The 19,774-nt window shown below is 74.2% G+C and carries 19 protein-coding genes and 1 pseudogene; 13 read left to right on the forward strand and 7 right to left on the reverse strand.

Translation table 11 applies throughout. From position 1 onward, the window contains the following. From GQS09_RS18670 to GQS09_RS18695, 6 genes are all read left to right on the forward strand, one after another. Nucleotides 1-1,437 (forward strand): NfeD family protein (locus tag GQS09_RS18670; RefSeq protein WP_313896208.1); only part of this gene is annotated, 1,437 nt, incomplete at its 5' end. A 5-nt stretch (nt 1,438-1,442) separates the two neighbouring features. Next, complete coding sequence (locus tag GQS09_RS18675; RefSeq protein ID WP_165987722.1) at nt 1,443-2,234, forward strand: slipin family protein; 792 nt, start codon at nt 1,443-1,445, stop codon at nt 2,232-2,234. A gap of 44 nt (nt 2,235-2,278) precedes the next feature. Next, nucleotides 2,279-3,418 carry an amidase gene (locus GQS09_RS18680; RefSeq protein ID WP_165987724.1) on the forward strand — a complete coding sequence of 380 codons (1,140 nt, stop codon included), beginning with the start codon at nt 2,279-2,281 and terminating at the stop codon, nt 3,416-3,418. A gap of 211 nt (nt 3,419-3,629) precedes the next feature. After that, nucleotides 3,630-4,118: a MarR family transcriptional regulator gene (locus GQS09_RS18685; protein ID WP_165987726.1), complete on the forward strand. Its 489-nt coding sequence runs from the start codon at nt 3,630-3,632 to the stop codon at nt 4,116-4,118. Next, the gene (locus GQS09_RS18690) at nt 4,115-5,428 is read left to right on the forward strand and encodes an MFS transporter (RefSeq protein WP_165987728.1); all 1,314 of its coding nucleotides are present in this window, start codon (nt 4,115-4,117) and stop codon (nt 5,426-5,428) included. The genes GQS09_RS18685 and GQS09_RS18690 overlap by 4 nt, the downstream gene beginning before the upstream one ends. A gap of 104 nt (nt 5,429-5,532) precedes the next feature. Next, the gene (locus GQS09_RS18695; RefSeq protein WP_165987730.1) at nt 5,533-5,913 is read left to right on the forward strand and encodes a YrdB family protein; all 381 of its coding nucleotides are present in this window, start codon (nt 5,533-5,535) and stop codon (nt 5,911-5,913) included. A 6-nt stretch (nt 5,914-5,919) separates the two neighbouring features. Here the strand turns inward: GQS09_RS18695 and GQS09_RS18700 are convergent, their stop codons facing one another. Further along, on the reverse strand, nt 5,920-6,102 hold the full coding sequence (locus tag GQS09_RS18700) for a DUF397 domain-containing protein (RefSeq protein WP_399552560.1): 183 nt from the start codon (nt 6,100-6,102) through the stop codon (nt 5,920-5,922). Further along, complete coding sequence (locus tag GQS09_RS18705; protein ID WP_165987734.1) at nt 6,095-6,919, reverse strand: helix-turn-helix transcriptional regulator; 825 nt, start codon at nt 6,917-6,919, stop codon at nt 6,095-6,097. The genes GQS09_RS18700 and GQS09_RS18705 overlap by 8 nt, the downstream gene beginning before the upstream one ends. A 358-nt stretch (nt 6,920-7,277) precedes the next feature. Here GQS09_RS18705 and GQS09_RS18710 point away from each other — a divergent pair, with 358 nt between their 5' ends. From GQS09_RS18710 to GQS09_RS18725, 4 genes are all read left to right on the forward strand, one after another. Continuing rightward, nucleotides 7,278-7,628 carry a hypothetical protein gene (locus GQS09_RS18710; protein WP_165987736.1) on the forward strand — a complete coding sequence of 117 codons (351 nt, stop codon included), beginning with the start codon at nt 7,278-7,280 and terminating at the stop codon, nt 7,626-7,628. A gap of 169 nt (nt 7,629-7,797) precedes the next feature. After that, complete coding sequence (locus GQS09_RS18715) at nt 7,798-8,802, forward strand: beta-ketoacyl-ACP synthase 3 (RefSeq protein ID WP_165987738.1); 1,005 nt, start codon at nt 7,798-7,800, stop codon at nt 8,800-8,802. 36 nt (nt 8,803-8,838) lie between these two features. Beyond that, entirely contained in the window at nt 8,839-9,072 is a 234-nt protein-coding gene (locus GQS09_RS18720) for an acyl carrier protein (protein WP_165987740.1), read from the forward strand. Beyond that, the gene (locus GQS09_RS18725) at nt 9,059-10,039 is read left to right on the forward strand and encodes an alpha/beta fold hydrolase (RefSeq protein ID WP_165987741.1); all 981 of its coding nucleotides are present in this window, start codon (nt 9,059-9,061) and stop codon (nt 10,037-10,039) included. Before GQS09_RS18720 ends, GQS09_RS18725 begins: the two co-directional genes overlap by 14 nt. Nucleotides 10,040-10,108: 69 nt before the next feature. Here GQS09_RS18725 and aroA read toward each other — a convergent pair whose 3' ends face one another. The 3 genes from aroA to allB form a co-directional block, all read right to left on the reverse strand. Continuing rightward, complete coding sequence (aroA, locus tag GQS09_RS18730) at nt 10,109-11,344, reverse strand: 3-phosphoshikimate 1-carboxyvinyltransferase (RefSeq protein WP_165987743.1); 1,236 nt, start codon at nt 11,342-11,344, stop codon at nt 10,109-10,111. 218 nt (nt 11,345-11,562) lie between these two features. Further along, nucleotides 11,563-12,783 carry an allantoicase gene (alc, locus tag GQS09_RS18735; protein WP_165987745.1) on the reverse strand — a complete coding sequence of 407 codons (1,221 nt, stop codon included), beginning with the start codon at nt 12,781-12,783 and terminating at the stop codon, nt 11,563-11,565. After that, the gene (allB, locus tag GQS09_RS18740) at nt 12,780-14,288 is read right to left on the reverse strand and encodes an allantoinase AllB (RefSeq protein WP_313896209.1); all 1,509 of its coding nucleotides are present in this window, start codon (nt 14,286-14,288) and stop codon (nt 12,780-12,782) included. The genes alc and allB overlap by 4 nt, the downstream gene beginning before the upstream one ends. 214 nt (nt 14,289-14,502) lie before the next feature. Here allB and GQS09_RS18745 point away from each other — a divergent pair, with 214 nt between their 5' ends. Continuing rightward, complete coding sequence (locus GQS09_RS18745; protein ID WP_313896210.1) at nt 14,503-15,366, forward strand: IclR family transcriptional regulator; 864 nt, start codon at nt 14,503-14,505, stop codon at nt 15,364-15,366. 5 nt (nt 15,367-15,371) lie between these two features. On the opposite strand, the gene GQS09_RS18750 is transcribed toward GQS09_RS18745, so the two are convergent. After that, nucleotides 15,372-15,893 (reverse strand): GNAT family N-acetyltransferase, encoded by a 522-nt coding sequence (locus GQS09_RS18750; RefSeq protein ID WP_165987751.1) that lies wholly within the window; start codon nt 15,891-15,893, stop codon nt 15,372-15,374. A gap of 128 nt (nt 15,894-16,021) precedes the next feature. Beyond that, nucleotides 16,022-16,864 carry an RNA methyltransferase gene (locus tag GQS09_RS18755; RefSeq protein ID WP_165987754.1) on the reverse strand — a complete coding sequence of 281 codons (843 nt, stop codon included), beginning with the start codon at nt 16,862-16,864 and terminating at the stop codon, nt 16,022-16,024. A gap of 78 nt (nt 16,865-16,942) precedes the next feature. Between GQS09_RS18755 and GQS09_RS18760 the strand changes: the two are divergent. Continuing rightward, nucleotides 16,943-17,518, forward strand: a pseudogene (locus GQS09_RS18760) (NTP transferase domain-containing protein); the annotation flags it as partial. A gap of 399 nt (nt 17,519-17,917) precedes the next feature. Then, nucleotides 17,918-19,552, forward strand: coding sequence for a malate synthase A (gene aceB, locus GQS09_RS18765; protein ID WP_165987758.1), 1,635 nt, complete (start codon nt 17,918-17,920; stop codon nt 19,550-19,552). Nucleotides 19,553-19,774: the final 222 nt, after the last annotated feature.

A 19,774-nucleotide genomic window follows, 5' to 3' on the forward strand; every position in this document is an offset into this window, starting at 1 on the left:
CGCACTGCCCGCACCGCCCGCACTGCCCGGGCGGCGCTGGCAGCGCTCGCGGGCCTGGCCGCGCTGGCCGCTCTGCTGCTGGGGGCGGCACCGGCCGCGGGGGGCTCCGGCACCGGAGCCCCGCAGCAGGACGGCAGGCCCGGCGTTCTGCTGGCCGAGGTCGACGGCACCATCACCCCGGTCATGGCCGACTATCTGGAGTCCGCGGTGCGCACCGCCGAGGAGGACGGCCACCAGGCCCTGCTGGTGGAGCTGGACACCCCGGGCGGCCTGGACGCCTCCATGCGGGAGATCATCCAGGGCTTCCTGGACGCCGGGGTGCCGGTGGTCGTCCATGTCACACCCTCCGGTGCGCGGGCCGCCTCCGCGGGGGCGCTGATCACCTTCTCCGCCCATGTGGCGGCCATGGCCCCGGGCACCACCATCGGCGCCGCCACCCCGGTCGACCTCCAGGGCGGCGAGATCTCCGACAAGGTGCTCAACGACGCCGCCGCCTACGCCCGGGCGGTCGCCGAGGAGCGCGGCCGGAATGCCGAGTTCGCCGCCGAGACCGTCCGCGAGGGCCGGGCGGTCACCGCCGCCACCGCCCTGGAGCTGGGCGCGATCGACCTGGTGGCCGGGGACCGGGCCGGGCTGCTGGCCGCCCTGGAGGGCCGGGAGGTCGAGCTGGCCGGCGGCCGGACCGTGGTCCTGCACACCGAGGGCGCCGCCGTCACCGAACACCCCATGGGTTTCTTCCGCTCCCTGCTGCAGAGCCTGGCCAATCCCAATCTGGCGTTCCTCCTGCTGGCCGTGGGCGCGCTGGCCCTGCTCTACGAGTTCGCCGCACCGGGCATCGGCCTGGGCGGGGTGCTCGGCGTGATCATGCTGATCACCGGCTTTTTCGCGCTCTCCGTGCTGCCGGTGCACATCGCCGGTCTGGCCCTGATGGTGCTGGCCGCCGCGCTGTTCACGGCGGAGGTGTTCACCCCGGGGATCGGCGTGTTCGCGGCCGGCGGGACCATCGCGCTGCTGTTCGGCGGGCTGTTCCTGTTCGAGGGCGCGGTGCGGGTGAGCCCCTGGGTGCTGGTGCCCACCTCCGTGCTGATCGGTGCCGGGGCCCTGGTCGCGGGCCGGCTGGCCTGGCGCGCCCGCCGCGGCGCCCCGGCCAGCGGTGCCGAGGCGTACGTCGGCCGGGAACTGACCGTCGACTCGGTCACCGGTCCGGACACCGGCCCGCCCTCCGGCCCGGAGTCCGGGCCGGAGGGGCAGGCCCTGCTGGACGGCACCTGGTGGCGGGTGCGGCACCACGAGGGTGCGCCGCTGCGCCCGGGCCAGTCCGCGCGGGTGGTCGCCATGGAGGGGCTGACGCTGCTCGTGGACCCCTCCGCCGGCCCGGAGACCCGGCAGGCCCCGGATACCCCTGACGACAGTCCAGACCCGTCCGCAAAGGATTGATCCCCATGTCCACTGCCGTGCTGGCCCTGATCCTGGCGGCCCTGGCCCTGCTGATCCTGCTCGCCGCCTCTGTGCGGATCGCCAAGGAGTACGAACGCGGCGTGATCTTCCGGCTGGGCCGGGTGATCGGCGCCAAGGGCCCGGGACTGTTCTTCATCATCCCGATCGTGGACCGTATGGTGCGGGTCTCGCTGCGCACGGTCACCATGGACATCCCCGCCCAGGACGTGATCACCCGGGACAACGTCACGGTCCGGGTGAACGCGGTGACCTACTTCCACATCACCGATCCGGTGCGGTCGGTGATCGCCATCGAGAACCACTTCGCGGGCACCTCCCAGATCGCCCAGACCACGCTGCGCAGCGTGCTGGGCCAGACCGACCTGGACGACCTGCTCGGCAAGCGGGACGAGATCAACCAGCGTCTCCAGGAGATCATCGACAAGGTCACCGACCCGTGGGGCGTCAAGGTGAGCCTGGTGGAGGTCAAGGACGTGGAGCTGCCCCAGGCCATGCGCCGGGCCATGGCCCGGCAGGCCGAGTCCGAGCGGGACCGGCGGGCCAAGGTGATCCACGCGCACGGCGAGTTCGAGGCCGCGGAGACGCTGGGCCGGGCCGCCGGAACCCTGGAGGCGCACCCCGCGGCCATGCAGCTCCGGCTGCTGTCCACGCTGACCGAGGTGGCCAGTGAACGGAACTCCACCCTGATCTTCCCGGTGCCCGTCGAACTGCTCCGCATGGTCGACCGCTTCTCCTCCACCACCGGCAGCGGGCCCGGCGAGCCTCCCGGCGAGTGACTGCCGCCACGTGACTGCCGCCACGTGACTGCCACCATGGGCGGGTGCTGAGCGCCGACGAGTACCGTTCCCTGACCGCGGTGCGGATCGCCGCCGCGGTCCGCCGCCGGGAACTGTCCGCCGCCGAGGTCACCGCCGCCGCCCTGCGCCTGATCGCGGAGCGTGATTCCCGCTGCCGCGCCTTCGCCGAGGTCTGGCCCGGCCGTGCCGCTGCCCGGGCCCGGGAGACCGACGCCGCCGTCCGGGCCGGGGAGGACCTCCCGCTGGCGGGCGTGCCGGTCGCCGTCAAGGCCACCGAGGGCCTCACCTCCGTCCAGTCCGCCCGGCTGCTGGCGGCCGGGTGCGTCCCGGTCGGTGCCGGCTCGGTCCCCGGCCGGGGCACCGCCTGGCAGACCTGGGGCGCCACGCCGCGCGGCCCGACGCTCAACCCGTTCCTTCCCGACCGTTCCCCCGGCGGCTCCTCGGCCGGTTCGGCGGTCGCCGTGGCCACCGGCATGGTGCCGCTGGCCTCCGGCAGCGACGGGGCGGGCTCCCTGCGCATCCCCGCCGCCTGGTGCGGGGTCCTCGGCCTGAAGCCCACCAACGGCCTGCTCCCGGCCCGCGACCGCGCGGGCCTGAACACCGGCGGCCCGCTGGCCCGGCACGCGGAGGACGCCGCCGCCTTCCTCGCCGCCCTCACCGGCACCCCGGTGCGGCCCGCCCGTGCCTCCCGCACGCTCCGCGTGGCCTGGTCCCCCGACCTCGGCTTCGCCGGCACCGACCCGGAGATCGCCGCCGTCGCCGGGCGGGCCCTGGCCCGGCTCCCCGTCACCCGGACCGAGGCCGGTGTCCGCCTCCTGGACCCGGCCCCCGCCTGGGCCGCGCTGCGCTCCGGCGGCGACCCGGCGCTGCGCGGCCTCAACGACTCCCGCCTGGCCCGTCTCTTCCGGACCGCGGACCTCCTCGCCACACCCACCACCCCCAATCCGCCGCACGGCCACGACGGCCCGGGCGACCGCTACAGCACCGCGTTGACCTGGGCGTTCAATCTCAGCGGCCACCCCGCGATCAGCATCCCGGCAGGCTTCACCCCGGCCGGGGAACCCGTCGGCCTCCAGCTCGTCGCCCCGCATCACCACGAGCCGCTGCTGCTGGCCCTGGCACGGGCCGCGGACCGGAGAGCCTCCAGCACCGTGCGCGGGTGAGGGTCTCCCCTCCTGCGCCGCGACGCCCGGACGGCCGGCCGGGGCCCTGCCCGCCGGTCGCCCGATCGCCGCCGGACTGTGCAGGACGGCAGGACCGGCCCCATGGCCCGGATCTCCTGCCCCCTGATCGCCGTCCCCGTTGATCGCCGTCCCCGTTGATGACAGCGCCGTTACACTGAGCCACTTATATGAGCACTGTTATATTAGCGCTGTGACATCTTCCGATCCCACCGCGCGGCCCGATCCGTGGCGGCCGCTGCATGAGCTGCTCGCCGCCATGGACGCCGAGATCGAACAGATCTACCTCGCACGCGGCATCGAGGGGGTGCGGCCACGGTTCGCCTATCCGCTGATCCGGCTGGCCCACACCGGCCCCCTGACCATCGGGGAACTGGCGGAGTCCCTGGGCCGCTCGCACTCCGCCGTCAGCCAGACCGTCGCCGCCATGCGCCGGGAGAACCTGGTCACCTCCGAGCCGGGACCGGACGCCCGCACCCGGCGGATCGACCTCACCGAGCGGGGCCGGGAGCTGGTGCCCTTCCTGGAGGCCGAATGGCGCGCCACCCACGCGGCGGTCACCGAACTGGACGCCGAGATCCCCTACGCGCTCAGCACCGTGGTGGCGGACCTGCGGCGGGCGCTGGAACGCCGGGCGATGCGGCAGCGGATTCTCGACCACCTCCGCGAGCCCCCGCGATGAAGGGCCGCGTCCGCCTCCTCGACACCCGCCCGCTGCGCGGCAGCCGGCCGTTCCGCGACCTGTGGATCGGCTCCTCGGCCGCTCAGTTCGGTGGGCAGATAGCCACCGTGGCCGTACTGGCCCAGGTCTGGGACCTGACCGGCAGCCCGGTGGGCACCGGTGCCATCGGCCTCGCCACCGGCCTGCCGATGCTGCTGTTCGGGCTGCTCGGCGGCACCCTCGCCGACGCCGTCGACCGCCGCACGGTGGTGCGCGCCACCACCGCCGGCCAACTGCTGGCCGCCGCGGGGCTGTGCGCCCAGGCGCTGGCGGACAACCGCACCGTGCTCCTGCTCCTCGCCCTGGTCGCCGTGGCCTCCGCCTGCGGCGCGCTGGGCGCACCCGCGCGGCGCACCTTCCCGGTCCGGCTGCTGCCGGCCGACCAGGTCGCGGCCGGGCTGGCGCTGTCCAACGTGTCCTTCCAGGCGGCGATGCTGGCCGGGCCCGCGCTGGCCGGGCTGATCATCGCCCGCTGGGACCTCCCCGCGGCCTACGCCGTCCAGGCGGCTGCCGTCGCGGTGTCGATGCTGGCGGTGATCCGCCTTCCGGCCATGCCCCCCGAAGGTGCCGCCCCGGGGCGCGGCAGGCGCCGGCCGGAACGCGGGGGCTGGCGTGTCGTGCTGCGCCGCCCGACGCTGTGGGGCTCGCTGGCCACCGACCTGGCCGCGACGCTGCTCGCCATGCCAGTCGCGCTGTTCCCGCTGGTCAACGAGATCCGCTTCGGCGGCGACCCGCGGACCCTGGGCCTGTTCCTCTCGGCCGTCGCGGTCGGGGGCATCACGGCCGGTCTGTTCTCCGGCACGGTGACGCGCTGCCGCCGCGGTGGTCTGCTCCAGCTCGCCGCGGCCGGCGTCTGGGGCCTGGCACTGGCCGGCTTCGGCCTGGCCGGACCGCTGTGGCCGGCGCTCGTCTGCCTGGCCGTCGCCGGTGCCGCGGACACCGTGTCGGTGATCACCCGCGGTGCCCTGGTCCAGCTGGAGACCCCGGACGCGTTCCGGGGGCGGGTGTCCTCCGTGGAGCACGTCATCGGGGTCGCGGGCCCCGAACTGGGCAACTTCCGCGGCGGCCTGCTGGCGTCGGTCACCTCCGCTCCCTTCGCCCTGGTCACCGGCGGCCTGTCCGCGGCCCTGGCCGTCGCCGCCGTGGCCGCGGCCAACGCCCCCCTGCGGGCCTACCGCACACCGCCGCCCCCACCGGCACCCGACCGGCCGCCGCACACCGACAAGGACCCCGTCCCGGCGGCCGGGGGAGATCGGCCGGCAGTCGAGTAACGCCCTTGCGCGGCCCGACGTCGACTTGGTGTCCTGGCCCGGTGCGGCAACGACGCGTGCCCCCGCCGGGAGGCAACGCCCACCGACCACGACCGAAGGTGCTCATGACCGACCGACCCGACCCCATGGCACGGCTCTCCGGGAATCCCCTGGTCGCCGCCAACGAACTGCTGGCCTTCGTGGTCGAGATGATGGCCTTCGGCATCCTGGCCTGGGCCGGGTACGAGTGGGCGGACGGCGGCTTCCCCGGCGTCCTGCTGGGCGCGGCGCTGCTGGCCGGGGCGATCACCCTGTGGGGCCTGTTCGCCGCGCCCCGGGCCCGCTTCCAGGCCGGGGCGGCGGCAGTCCTGGCCGTCAAGGCGGTCGTCCTGCTGGGCAGCGCCGCCGCCCTGTTCTCCGTCGGCAGCACGGCCTTCGCGGTCGTCTACACCGTCGTGGTGGTGCTCAACACCGCCGTTCTGGAGACGTTCCGCCGCCGTTCCTGAGCGGACTCAGCGGGTCAGGTGGGCTATGAAGGCGGCCCAGGCGGGTGCGGGGACGGTGAGCTGCGCCGCGTCCGGGCGCTTGCTGTCCCGGACGGGGACGGCGCCCGGCAGGCCGTCGCGGACTTCAAGGCAGTCGCCGTTGTTGAGCCCACCGCTGTAGGTGCTCTTGCGCCACATGCTTTCAGTCATTCTCATGCTCCTGTAGATAGCGACCGATGAGAGCCAGGGATTCTTCTTCCGGCAGCGCCTTGGAGCGAGCCACGTCGAACAGCTCGACCAATTCAAGGATCACTTCGGGGCTTTCCACTGCGCCACCGTTTTTGAAGCTCTCCACATAGCCGATCACGCTTCCGTTCGGCATGGTCATCAGGCAGAGGCTGCCACCCATCATGGAGTGACCGCCTGCCGCGAACGGTAGCACCTGGACCCGCATTCCCCAGCGCCCGGCGGAGTTCAGCAGGTGCTTCAACTGCCCGGTCATGCACTGCTTGCCGCCCATCGGCCTCTTGAGGGCCGCTTCATCGATGATCGCCCAGTGCAGCGGCGGGTCCTCCCGGTCGAGGACTTCCTGCCGCTTGAGGCGTTCAGCGACCAACTGGCGGTTTTCGGCCTCGCTGTTCCACGGCAGGGTGACCTGAAACAGCTCGAACGCGTACTCCTCCGTTTGCAGCAGCCCCGGGATGACGCTGCTGGTGAAGACCTGGAGGCGTGTTGCCCTGCGCTCCTTGGGAACCAGGCGCCTTCCGTAGTCCTCGGGGCCGGACTCGCGGGCGTAGCGGAGAAGTTCCACGAAAGTGAGGACGGGTTCGAAGAAGGTGTCGAAGGCTTCGGCGAGTTGCTCGCTCGGGAGTTTGCTGCCGCTCTCCACGGCCGCGATATAGCTTTGCGGGAAGCCCAACTGCTCCTCCAGCCTGTGCTGCGACAGTCCGTGCCGCGTCCGGAGCCGCAACAGCTGCGCGGCGATCAGGGACCGCGCCGACAGCTTCACGCCATTGTTCAACTCCACCTGGCCATACTCCCGTTCGATACCCCGGGGCTTCCGGTATGGGCGTTCGGCTCATCAGATCTCTCTGCATCACCGATGGTTGACATAGGTCATACCCGCTGTGAGCGCGGTGATCCGTCGGGAGGTGATGAGAGTCCGTGTATCGGTGCCAGCACCTCGGCGAGCTCCGGGAGTCGGAGGCCGGGGACATGCGATGCCAGGACTGCGGGGCGCGGATCTACCCGGCCTCCGCCCTCCGGACGGCCCGGAACCCGGAACTGCCGGAGAGGACGAGAACGATGATGCCCGAGCCCGCTGCGCCCGGGGCGTGCGCGCCGCCGCCGAACACGCCGGTTCCCGCGACGCCGGAGGGAGAGCAGTGACCGGCCTCGGTCTGAAGGGACGACTGCCGGCCGTCGTCCACCTCACCGGGCGTGAGGATCTGGTGGCCACGGCCTGGCGGGAGTTCACCGACGCGCTCGGCAGCCGGACGGATGTCTCCCTGACCACCTACCGGTATCCGGCCTGGCACATGTCCCGGGCGGGCTGCCGGGTCGTGAAGGTGGCACTGGACGATCCGAGCTATGTCCGGGAGGTCTACGCGGACCCGGACGGCGGCTGGGTTGAGCGGGACTGCGGCCGGGAGTGCCCGCCGGGCGACGTGGTGCGCGTCGCCCTGGAGATGATCGCCACCGCGCGCCCCGCCTCCGGTGGCGGCGGCGGGTGCTGAACGGCAGGACGGGGCGTCCCGCGGCGCCGCCCGGGTCCGGCGGGACGGTTTGCGGCATTGGAATGATTTCCCGCCGCAGCACATGCGGCCGGGTGCGGGCTGCTCAATGATCGCGGTGTGGAGTGATCAACGCGTGTCCACGGCGGCTGCCGGAAAGAAGGCGTGATCGATGCGGGCTGCGGTACTGACGGGCGTGGGTTCGCACCTGCCCCCGAGGAGAGTGGGCAACGGGGAGCTCACCGAGCGGATGGGCACGTCGGACGAATGGGTGTTCTCCCGGTCCGGCATCCGTTTCCGCCACGTGGTCGACCCGGGTGTGACCACGGGTGATCTGGCGGTGGCGGCGGGGCGCGCGGCCCTGCGTTCGGCCGGTACGGAACGCGTGGCGTCGGTCGTCCTGGCAACGATGTCGCCGGATCGCCCGTGTCCGGCCACCGCGCCCCGGGTCGCCGCCGCGCTGGGCTGTGCCGGGGCCGCGGCGATGGACGTCCACGCGGTCTGTGCCGGGTTCGTCTACGGGCTCGGCGTTGCGCAGGGGCTGATCGCGGCCGGAACGGCCGACAGCGCCCTGGTGATCGGGGCCGACGTGATGTCGCCCTTCCTGGACCCGGAAGACCCTGGTGTCTGCCTGCTGTTCGGGGATGGCGCGGGTGCTGTCGTGCTGCGGGCGGGAGACCCCGGTGAGCCCGGGGCGCTGGGCCCCACGGTGCTCGCCGCCGACGGCCGGGGGCGGGATCTGGCAACCGTGCGCGGCGGTGGCTGCGAAGACGCCGTCCGTGCTTCGGGCGGCCCGCTGGACCGCTTCCTGCGCCTGGAGGGGCGTGAGGTCTTCCGGCGGGCCGTGGAAGACATGTCCGCCGTCTCCCTTGAGGCCCTCAAGGCGGCGGGCTGGAAGCCCGACGAGGTGGACCGCCTGGTGGCACACCAGGCGAACGCGCGCATCCTCGCCATGCTCGGCGAGCGGCTCGACGTCGGCGCGGAGCGGCTCCCCTCCAACATCGAACAGGTCGGCAACACCTGTGCCGCCTCCATCCCGCTCCTCCTCGACCAGGAGCATCGTGCCGGCGGCCTCGCCCCCGGGCATCGGGTCGTGCTCACCGGCTTCGGGGCCGGACTCGCCTCGGGCGCGACCACTGTGGTGTGGCCGGAACTGCACCACGCACCCGCCTTCTGACCAGCTTTCGCCACTTCTCGACACTTCGTGGGTGACATGTACGACGAACTGAAAGAAATCCTCGTCTCCAGGTTCCGCATCAAGCCCGAGCAGATCAGCCCTGCCGCATCGGTGCAGGATCTCGGCCTGGACTCGATGTTCCTCGTGGAACTGTCGCTTCTCCTGGAGAAGCGCCTGAACGTGTCCGTGGGACTCGACGACCTGCTCACGGCCCATACGCTGAACGACATCGTGCGCCTGGCGGAGGGGACGCCCCGTGCCTCCGCATGAGGCGCTCGGAGCCCGGGTCAGCACACTCACCTACCGGGGCTATACCTACTGCGCGCGGGTGACCCCGTCCCGGCAGGCCCCCCGGACCGAGCCCGTCCTGCTGCTCGGCGGAATCCTGCAGGACAAGGACTCCTGGCGCCTGTACGAGCTCGGCATCACCGACTGGGCGGGAACCGTCACGTTCGATCTGCCCGGTCTCGGCGCCGCCGACGACCTGCCCGCCGATCACGGTGTCGACTTCCTCACCGACGCCCTGCGGCACGCCCTGGACTGCCTCGGCATGCCGTCGGTGAACGTGGTGGGCTACTCCTACGGGGCCCTCATCGCCCATGAGTTCGCGTACACCTGCGCTTCCCGGGTGGTGCGGCTGGCCCTGGCCGGCATCCGCAGAGCCGACTCCGGCATGGAGCAGGCCGGCATGGACGGGGGTGCCGTGGACGGGGGCGGCGTGGACGCGGCCGACCCCGGCACGGAGGAGCTCCGCGCGCTCGATCGCATGCTGACACAGGGCGGCTGGGATGCGTTCGCCCCCCGGGCGGCGGATCTGCTCACCCGCATGGAAGGGGTGGCCGGCAACACGAGGTCCGGCGCCGTCAGGAGGCTGGTGGCGCGTCAGTTCCTCACGCTGCCCGCCGACCGGGTGGAGCAGTACCGCACCAACCTGGAGCGGCTCCGGCACGCCCTCACGACCCACGGGACGGTGATCCGGGCCGACCGTTCGGGGGCCGCGCTCCAGGTGCCCGTCCTGCTGTTCACCGGCGAGGGGGACGCCCTCACTCCGCCGCACGAGCTCCGGGAGTACGCCCGCGGCTTCTCCGACGCCCGCGTCATCACCATCGGCAACAGCGGGCACATGGTCATGCTGGAACGTGCCGAGGAGTGCATCGACCTCCTGCGGCGCTTCTTCACCGATGCCCCGGTGGAGGACCTCTCCTCCTGCACAGGAGCCTCGCGCGCGAAGGGGTGATCCGGTGCACGGGTGCACGGGTGCACGGGTGAACCGCTCCGGCCTCCGAAGCCGGCCGGAACGGAGGGGTCACACGCGCCAGGCGGCGCGCAGTTCGCGGAAGACCTGGTGGAACTGGGGGAAGGTCTTCTTCACGCACCCCGGGTCGTCCAGGGTGATGCCCGGGGTGCGCAGCGCGGTGACGGAGAAGCTCATGGCCATCCGGTGGTCGCGGTGGCAGGCGATCTCGGCGCCCCGCGGCCGGCCCGGCCGGATCTCGATCCAGTCCCGGCCGGTGGCCACCTCCACCCCCAGCCGCCGCAGGTTCCCGGCGGCGGCCTCCAGGCGGTCGCACTCCTTGATCCGGGTGTTGTAGACGTCCTCGATCCGCACCGGCCCGGCCGCGAAGGGTGCGATGGCGGCCAGGGTGGGCATGGTGTCGGAGATGTCGCGCATGTTGACGGTGATGCCGCGCAGCACCCCGGTGCCGGTGACGGTGGTGTCGTGGCCGGTGATCCGCACCCGGGCGCCCATCTCGCCCAGCACCTCGGCGAACCGCAGATCGCCCTGGAGAGCGCCGCGGCCCAGCCCGGGGACGGTGATCTCCCGGCCGGTGAGCGCGGCGGCGGCGAAGAAGTAGGAGGCGGTGGAGGCGTCCGGCTCGATGGCGTACTCGGTCGCCCGGTAGCCGCCGGGCGCGACGGTGAAGACGTCGCCGTCCCGGGCCACGTCCGCGCCGAAGGACCGCATCATGGCCATGGTGATCTCGACATACGGCACCGACACCAGCCCGGTGACGGTGATCCGCAGCCCTTCGGCGGTGAGCGGGCCGAGCAGCAGCAGTGCGGTCAGGTACTGCGAGGACAGCCCGGCGTCCAGCACGATGTCCCCGCCCTTGACCCCGTCGGCCTCCACCACCAGGGGCAGGTGGCCTTCGGCGGCCTCGTGCCGCACGGTGACGCCGAGCTGCCGCAGCGCCTCGGTCAGCGGCCCGAGCGGACGGCGGCGGAGCTGCTCGGAGGCGTCGAAGCGGAAGGTGCCGCGGCCGGTGGCGGCCAGGCCGGGCAGGAAGCGGGCCACGGTGGCGCCGTCCCGGCAGTAGATGTCGGCCGAGGTCGCGGCCGGGCCGCCCGGCCGGCCGGTGAGGTGCCAGTCCTCCGGGCCGCGCCGCACCTGGTAGCCGAGGCGGTCCAGCGCCTCGGCGAACGCCTCGGTGTCGTCCGCCGGCAGCGGGCGGCGCAGCACGGTGGTGCCCTCGGCCGCCGCCGCCAGGAAGAGGGCGCGGGCGGTGAGGGACTTCGATCCGGGGATCGGCACGCTGGTCATGCCGGGATGATCTCAGTACCGGACGGGGAGCGCGGCGGGTCCTCGCATAATGAGACCGGGCCGCCGGGGCGGGTCCCCGGGATCGGTCCCCGGGATCGGTCCCCGGGGCAGGTCCCGGTGACCCGCCCCGGCATTCACCCGGCGGGCCGGCGGCGCGCCCGGGCAGTGGCGGCGCGGGGTGAGCCGGGCGGCACCGGACCGGCCCGGAAGCCGGGGGGTCAGCCGCCGAGGGCGCGGTGGCGCTCGGCCAGCCGGGCCGCGCCCTCCGGGGTGAGGGTGCCGTGGAGCCGGAACCGGGCGATGCCGCCGTCGGGGAAGATGTCGATCCGGGCGTGGGTGGCCGCCGCGGCGGTCCGCGGCAGGAAGCGGTGCACGGTGTCGGGCTGGAGGCGGGTGCGCGGCAGGATCTCGGTCCAGCCGGGCGCGGCGGGGTCGGCCGGGTCCCCGGCGCCGGGCCGGGTGGTGTCGAGGACGTGCACGGCGGCCCAGCCGGCGGCGTTGCCGCGCAGGCAGCCGGTGTCGATCTCCACGGCGCGGGCGACGGCGTGACCGGCCAGGGCGTAGCGGACCCAGTCGTGTCCGCGGTCGCGGCGGCGGCGGGTCTCCCAGGCGTCGTCCATGCGGCCGGCGCGGCCGGGCAGGATCGTGTTGCCGGGCGGGGAGTAGAAGCGGTCGGAGGCGTCCTGCACCCGCCCGCCGTGTTCCAGGGCGGCCAGGTCGAAGCCGCCCAGGGCGGCGAGCCAGGCCGGGTCGGGCAGGGGTTCGCCGTGCACCCGCAGGCGGGCGATGCCGCCGTCCGGGTACTGGCAGAGCCGCAGGTGGGTGAGGCGGCGGCGGGTGCCGGCGGGGGTGGCGAAGCCGTTGGCGGCGTGGCCGCCGATCCGGGTGCGGGGCACCAGTTCCGTCCAGCGCACGGCCGGATCGAGCAGTTCGGCGCGGCCGGGGGTGCCGGGCAGGGCGGTGCCCTGGAGGCTCACCGCGTGCGGGTGGTTGCCGCGGAAGTGGGCGGTGTCCACGATCACGCCGTGCACGGTGCCGGGGGTTCCGAGCCGGACGAGTGCCCAGTCGTGCTCGCCCCCGGCGGGGTGCGGGGCGGAGGCGGAGGGCCCGCGGCGGCGGCGGGTCTCCCAGCCGTCCATGGTCTTGCCCTTGGGGCCGAACGCCTCCGGGTCGAAGCGGGCCGGTCCGGGGGCGAGCAGGTGCTCGCGTTCGGCGAAGAATTCGTCGCTGGCGGCCAGGACGGTGGCGCCGAGACGGCGGTCGGCGAGGTCGGGCAGGGCGGTGAAGGGGTGGCCGGCGGCCCGGTAGTCGGCATACGGGTCGCCGCCGCCGTACGGTGCCGCGGCGCCGGTGAACTCCCCGGCGGGCAGTGCGCCGGAGCCGCCGGGCGGCGGCGGGGCGGGTTCCGCGGGGCGGGAGGAACCGGGGACCGTGGTCATCGCGGCTCCTCCCCCGCCGCTGCCGCTGCCTCCCCTGTCCCTGTCCCTGCCTCTGCCTCCGCCTCCGCCTCTGCCTCCGCCTCCGCCTCTGCCTCCGCCTCCGCCTCCGCCGGATCTGCCGCAGCCGCCGCTGTTTCCGCCGCCGCCGCTGCCTCCGTGCCGGTGCGGGTGAGCAGGCGGCCGGTGCGGGCCAGCGGGCGGCCGTGGTCGGCGATCCGCACACCGCGCAGCCAGGTGGCGCGGACCACGCCGTACAGAGTGCGCCCGGCGTAGGCGGTGACCGGGTTGCGGTGGTGCAGGGCCTCCGGGTCGACGGTGAAGGCCGCGTCCGGGTCGACGACGGCGATGTCGGCGTCCCGGCCGGGAGCGATGGCGCCCTTGCGGCCCTCCAGCCCGGCCAGCGCGGCGGGCCCGGCGGACATCCAGCGGGCCAGGTCGGCCATGCCGAAGCCGCGCCGCCGGGCGGCGGTCCACAGCACCGGCAGGCCGAGCTGGAGGGAGGAGATCCCGCCCCATGCGGCGCCGAAGTCGGGCACCTTGAGGTCGGCGGTGCAGGGCGAGTGGTCGGAGACCACGCAGTCCAGGGTCCCGTCGGCGAGCGCGGCCCACAGTGCGTCCCGGTTGGCCGCCTCCCGGATGGGCGGGCAGCACTTGAAGGCGGTGGCGCCGTCGGGGATCTCCTCGGCGGTGAGGGTGAGGAAGTGCGGGCAGGTCTCGGCGGTGATGCGGACTCCGGCGGCGCGGGCGGCGGCGATCAGCGGCAGGGCACCGGCCGAGGAGAGGTGCAGGATGTGCACCCGGGTGCCGTGCCGGCCGGCCGCGTCGATCAGCCGGGTGACGGCCCGGTGCTCGGCCTCGGCCGGGCGGGAGGCGAGGAAGTCGGCGTAGCGGGCGGAGCCGTGGCAGCCGGGCGCGGCGCCGAGCTGTGCCGGGTCCTCGGCGTGCACGATCAGCAGGCCGCCGAATCCGGTGATCTCCTTCATGGCCGCGGTGAGGTCCTCGCCGTCCAGTGGGGGGAACTCCTCCACACCGGACGGGGAGAGGAAGCATTTGAAGCCGAAGACCCCGGCCCGGTGCAGGGGGCGCAGGGCGTGGGTGTTGCCGGGGACGGCGCCGCCCCAGAAGCCGGCGTCGATGTGCAGCCGGCCGGCCGCGGCCCGGCGTTTGACGGCCAGGTGGGCGGGGGTGGTGGTGGGCGGCAGGCTGTTGAGCGGCATGTCGAGCAGGGTGGTGATGCCGCCGGCGGCGGCTGCCCGGGTGGCGGTGGCGAAGCCCTCCCAGCTCTCCCGGCCCGGGTCGTTGACGTGCACGTGGGTGTCGACCAGGCCGGGCAGCAGCACCGCGTCCCCGTAGTCGTGGAGCCGGATGCCCGGCCGGCGGGCCCGCGGGGCGTCGTGCGGGAGCACCGCCGTGATCCGGCCACCGGTGACGGCGACCGTCGCGGGGCGCTCGCCCTCGGGGGTCACCACGCGTGTCGACCGCAGCAGGACATCGGGGTCGGTCACCCTGGGCCTCCTCTTCCACACCCGTCCCGGGGGCGGCACGCAGCGTCTTTCAACGAATTGTTGAAACTCTCTCGGGAGTCTTCCCCCCGCCGTACCCTCCGTCAACCCTGACCCGACTTCCATGCGACAGAATCATCCTTCCATCACATGGAAACGGCGGTCTTGGGCAAACAGGCCGGTAGGCTGCGGTTACCCGTCCGGAAAGGAACGCGACGTGCCGTCGTCCGACGAGAGCAAGCCGGCCGCCCCGACAGGAGGCGTGCAGTCCCTGGAGCGTGCCTTCGCCCTGCTGGAGAACATGGCCGACGCCGGTGGGGAAACCGGACTCAGCGAGCTGGCCGCCAGCAGCGGCCTGCCGCTGCCCACCATCCACCGCCTGATGCGCACGCTGGTGGCCTGCGGCTATGTGCGGCAGCAGGCGAACCGCCGGTACGCCCTGGGCCCGCGGCTGATCCGGCTGGGCGAGGCGGCGGCCCGGCCGCTGTCGACCTGGGCACGCCCGCACCTGGCCCGGCTGGTGGAGGAGACCGGCGAGACCGCCAACATGGCGCTGCTGGACGGCGACGAGGTGGTCTATGTGGCGCAGGTGCCGTCCCGGCACTCCATGCGGANGACCGCCAACATGGCGCTGCTGGACGGCGACGAGGTGGTCTATGTGGCGCAGGTGCCGTCCCGGCACTCCATGCGGATGTTCACCGAGGTGGGGCGGCGGGTCCTGCCGCACACCACGGCGGTGGGCAAGTCACTGCTGGCGCAGCGGCCGGAGGACGAGGTGCGGGCGCTGCTGGTCCGCACCGGCATGCCCGCGCTGACCGAGCGGACCATCACCGACCCGGAGGTCTTCCTGGGAGTGCTGGACGGGGTCCGCACCGAGGGCTATGCCGTGGACGACAACGAGCAGGAGATCGGCGTGCGCTGCATCGCCGTCTCGGTGCCGGGTTCGCCGACCCCGGCGGCGATCTCCATCTCCGGACCGGCCGGGCGGGTGACGGAGGAGTCCACGGACAAGATCGTCCCGCTCCTCCAGGAGGTCGCCCGCGCCCTGTCCGACTCGCTCAACACCACCCAGACGGCCTGACCGCCTCAGCCCAGGTTCTTGTAGTAGTAGGTGGTCGCCCGGGGCACGCCCTGCGGATCGGTGGCATAGCCGGGGATGGAGCCGGCCGCCGTCCAGCCCGCGGACCGGTAGAGGTGCTCGGCGTCGCTGCCGGTCTCGGTGTCCAGCACCAGCAGCGTCCGCCCGGCCGCCAGGGCGGCCTCCTCGGCCGCGGCCAGCAGCGCGCGGGCGGCACCCCGCCGGCGGGCGTCGGGCCGCACCAGCATCTTGGCGATGTCCGCCCGGTGCCGGCCGTTGGGCATCGGGGCGAGGTGCAGCTGCACCGTCCCGACCAGCCGCCCGCCGTCCCGGGCCACCCACAGCAGGGCCCGTTCCCCGGCCACACCGGGCGCCAGGCTCTCCCACCACCGGGCGGCGGTGTCGAGGTCCAGGCCGGCCAGGAATCCGACCGAGGCCCCGTCGGCCACCGACTCCACCAGCACCTCGGCCAGTTCCTTGGCGCAGCCGCGGAGCTCCTCCGCCGACCGGACCCGTTCCACCCGCACCATGCCGTCGCTCCCCGTCTCGCCGTTCCCGGCCGCTCACCGGACCCCGGACACCGGACACCCGCCCATGATTCCACCACCCGGCCGGCCGATCGTCCCCCGCCGGACGGAAGCTCCGCCGGGGCCGGAGGTCACCGGGGCGCGGGCCGGCCGCCGAGGAGGCGCTGGCGGGTCGCTTCGTAGAGGACGGTGGTGGCGGCACTGGCGGCGTTGAGGGAGCTGGCGGAGCCGCCGATGGGGATGCGCACCATGTGGTCGCACGCCTCGCGCCAGGCCCGGCTGAGCCCGGTGGTCTCGTTGCCGATCACCAGCAGCACCGGTCCGGTGAGGCGGAAGTCGAAGAGGTCCTGCTCGCCGTGCTCGTCCGTCCCCACGACCAGCAGCGGCAGGCCGTCCGCCCGCCGGGCCTGCGCCCAGCCGAGCACCTCGCGGTGCGAGGGCACCCGGACGGCGGGCAGGGCGAACAGCGAACCGGTGCTGGCACGTACCGACCTGGGATCGTAGACGTCGGCCGCGTGGCCGGTGACGATCACCCCGTGCGCCCCGAAGGCGTCGGCCGAGCGGATGAGGGAGCCGATGTTCCCGGGGCTGGTGGGGCGGTCGAAGACCACGCCGAGGAAGTCCTGCCGCACCGGGATCCGGCCCAGGTCGTCCGGCGGCATGGCGGCGACCGCCAGCAGCTCCGGCGGGCCCTCGCTCTTGTCGCCGAGTTCGGCGAGCAGTTCGCCCGACATCGCCACCCGGTCGGCGCCGGGCACGGTGCGCAGCAGGTCCGCGGCCCAGCGGGACGGCCGCCGCTCCGGGTCGTGGATCAGCGCCCGGATGGTCCAGCCGTGTTCCACCGCCAGCGACACCGGCCGCACGCCCTGCACCAGGAACTCCCCGGCCCGCTGCCGCTTGGTGCGGTTCGCCAGATAGGACTCCCACTGCTGGAACCGCGCGTTCCGCGTCGACACCCGCAACCCCGCCGCCACCCGGTTCCCTCTCCTCCGTGCCGCCCGTCCGCCCCGTGTCACCACGCCCGCAGACGTTACACGGCATAGGGTCCCGCCATGGCGGCACGGATTGCGGGGCTGGTGCTGGCGGCCGGGGGCGGGCGGCGGCTCGGCGGGCGGCCCAAGGCGCTGCTGGAGGCGGGCGGCGAGCTGCTGGTGGACCGGGCGGCGGACGCGCTGCGCGCCGCCGGGTGCACGCCGGTGCTGGTGGTGCTGGGCGCGGCGGCCGGGCGGGTACGGGCCCGGGCGCGGCGGCTGGACGGCTGCACGGTGGTGGAGAACCCGGCCTGGGAGACGGGGATGGGCTCGTCGCTGCGGGCGGGCCTGGCGGCCGTGCCGCCGGACGCGGACGCCGTGGCGGTGGTACTGGTGGACCAGCCGCGGGTGGGGGCGGAGGCGGTGGCCCGGGTGTGCGGTGCGTACCGCTCGCCGGGGACGCTGGCCGCCGCGGCCTACGGGGGCGAGCGGGGCCATCCGGTACTGCTGGGCCGGGGCCACCTGGCCGGGGCGGCCGGCGCCGCCGAGGGGGACCGGGGGGCGCGGGCCTATCTGCGGGCGCACGAGCGGGAGATCACCCTGGTGGAGTGCGGGGACGTGGCCGGCCCCGAGGACATCGACACCCCGTGGGACCTGCCGGCGGGACAGGACCGGGAAGAGGGCCGGAGCTGGGGCCGGACGAGCGAGCGGGCGAGCAGGCGAGCGGGTCAGCAGGCGGCCCGGCAAGCAGGCGAGGAGGCGGGCGAGCAGGCGAGCAGGCGAGCGCCGTGAGGCGCTTCCCGGATTCCCGCTTCGGCCGGAGGAGGCCCCGGCCTGCGGCATCCGCCGCCCGGGGCTCGCGTGACCGTCCGGTGCGGGGCACGGCGGCGGCCGGGACGGCGACGGCGGCGGCATCGCCGGGTCGCCGGCACGGGGTTGTGATTCCACGATGAGGAAACTACTGTCCACTCCTGTGTGCACCGGCCGGTGGCCCGGAGACTGCCGACGGCGGCGCACGCCCGAGGCCGTCGCCGTCGCCGAAGGAGTGAAAGCACCATGACCGTATCCGAACCGGCGCCCGGAGGCGGAGGGAGCGGACGGGCCGCGGTGGTGTCCGCCCCGCCCGTGGCACGGCAGGACGAGATCCTCACCGACGGGGCCCTGGCCTTCCTGGCCGAGCTGCACCGCCGCTTCACCCCGCGGCGCGACGAGCTGCTGGCCCGCCGCGCCGGCCGCCGGGCGGAGATCTCCCGCACCGGCGGCCTGGACTTCCTCCCCGGGACCCGGCACATCCGGGAGGGCGACTGGCAGGTCGCCCCGGCCCCCGAGGCCCTGGCGGACCGCCGGGTGGAGATCACCGGCCCGACCGACCGGAAGATGACCGTCAACGCCCTCAACTCCGGTGCCCGGGTCTGGCTCGCCGACTTCGAGGACGCCTCCTCCCCCACCTGGCAGAACGTGATCGGCGGCCAGGTGAACATGGCCGACGCCTTCCGCCGCCGCATCGACTTCACCGACCCGGGCAGCGGCAGGCGCTATGCGCTCCGCCCCGACGAGGAGCTGGCCGTGGTGGTGATGCGCCCGCGCGGCTGGCACCTGGACGAGCGCCACCTCACCGTGGACGGGCAGGAGGTGCCGGGCGCCCTGGTGGACTTCGGGCTGTACTTCTTCCACAACGCCCGGCTGCTGGCCGGGCAGCGGCGCGGCCCGTACTTCTATCTGGCCAAGCTGGAGTCCCACGCCGAGGCCCGGCTGTGGGACGAGGTGTTCCGCTTCGCCCAGGAGTACCTGGGGCTGCCCGTGGGCACGGTACGGGCCACGGTGCTGATCGAGACCATCACCGCGGCGTTCGAGATGGAGGAGATCCTCTACGAGCTGCGCGAGCACGCCGCCGGGCTGAACGCCGGACGCTGGGACTATCTCTTCTCCCTGATCAAGAACTTCCGGGACGCGGGCCCGGCGTTCGTGCTGCCGGACCGCAACGCCGTGACCATGACGGCCCCCTTCATGCGCGCCTACACCGAACTCCTGGTCCGCACCTGCCACAAGCGGGGCGCGCACGCCATCGGCGGCATGTCGGCCTTCATCCCCTCCCGCGACGAGCGGGCCAACGCGGTGGCCTTCGAGAAGGTGAAGGCCGACAAGGAGCGGGAGGCAGGCGACGGCTTCGACGGCTCCTGGGTGGCGCACCCGGCCCTGGTGCCGGTGGCGCGCGCCGCGTTCGACGCGGTGCTGGGCGGGCAGCCGCACCAGAAGCACCGGCTGCGCGAGGACGTCCGGGTGGGCGCCCGGGACCTGCTGGCCGTGGAGTCCCTCGACGCCGTGCCCACCATGGCGGGGCTGCGCAACGCGATCCAGGTCGGCACCCGCTACCTGCGGGCGTGGCTGGCCGGGCAGGGCGCGGTGGCGGTCTTCCATCTGATGGAGGACGTGGCCACCGCGGAGATCTCCCGCTCGCAGATCTGGCAGTGGGTCAACGCCGGGGTGACGCTGGACGGCGGCGTCACCGTGACCCGGGAGCTGGTGGAGCGGACCGCGGCCGAGGAGCTGGCGGCCATCCGCGCCGAGACGGGCGAGGAGGAGTTCGCGGCCGGCGGCTGGCAGCGGGCGCACGATCTGCTGCTGCGGATCGCGCTGGGCGAGGAGTACCCCGACTTCCTCACTCTGCCGGCCTACGCGATGCTGGAGTGAGGCGCGTCGCGGGGCCGCGGCACGGGCAGCCGACTACCGTTCATCCGCATATCTGCCTGCACTGTCCGCACGGTCCGCGGGAGGCTGTGGTGGCGCCCTGGTCCCGTCGGGGGTTCCTGCGGCCGGCGGGGGCCGGCACGCTGACCGCCCCGGCGGTCGCCCTGCTGCCGGGGCGAGCGGCAGCCGCCACCGGCGGCGCAGGCCCGGACGGGGGCCGGGCCG

Source organism: Streptomyces sp. YIM 98790, from assembly GCF_011421595.1.
In the GTDB taxonomy this organism is placed as follows: Bacteria; Actinomycetota; Actinomycetes; order Streptomycetales; family Streptomycetaceae; genus Streptomyces.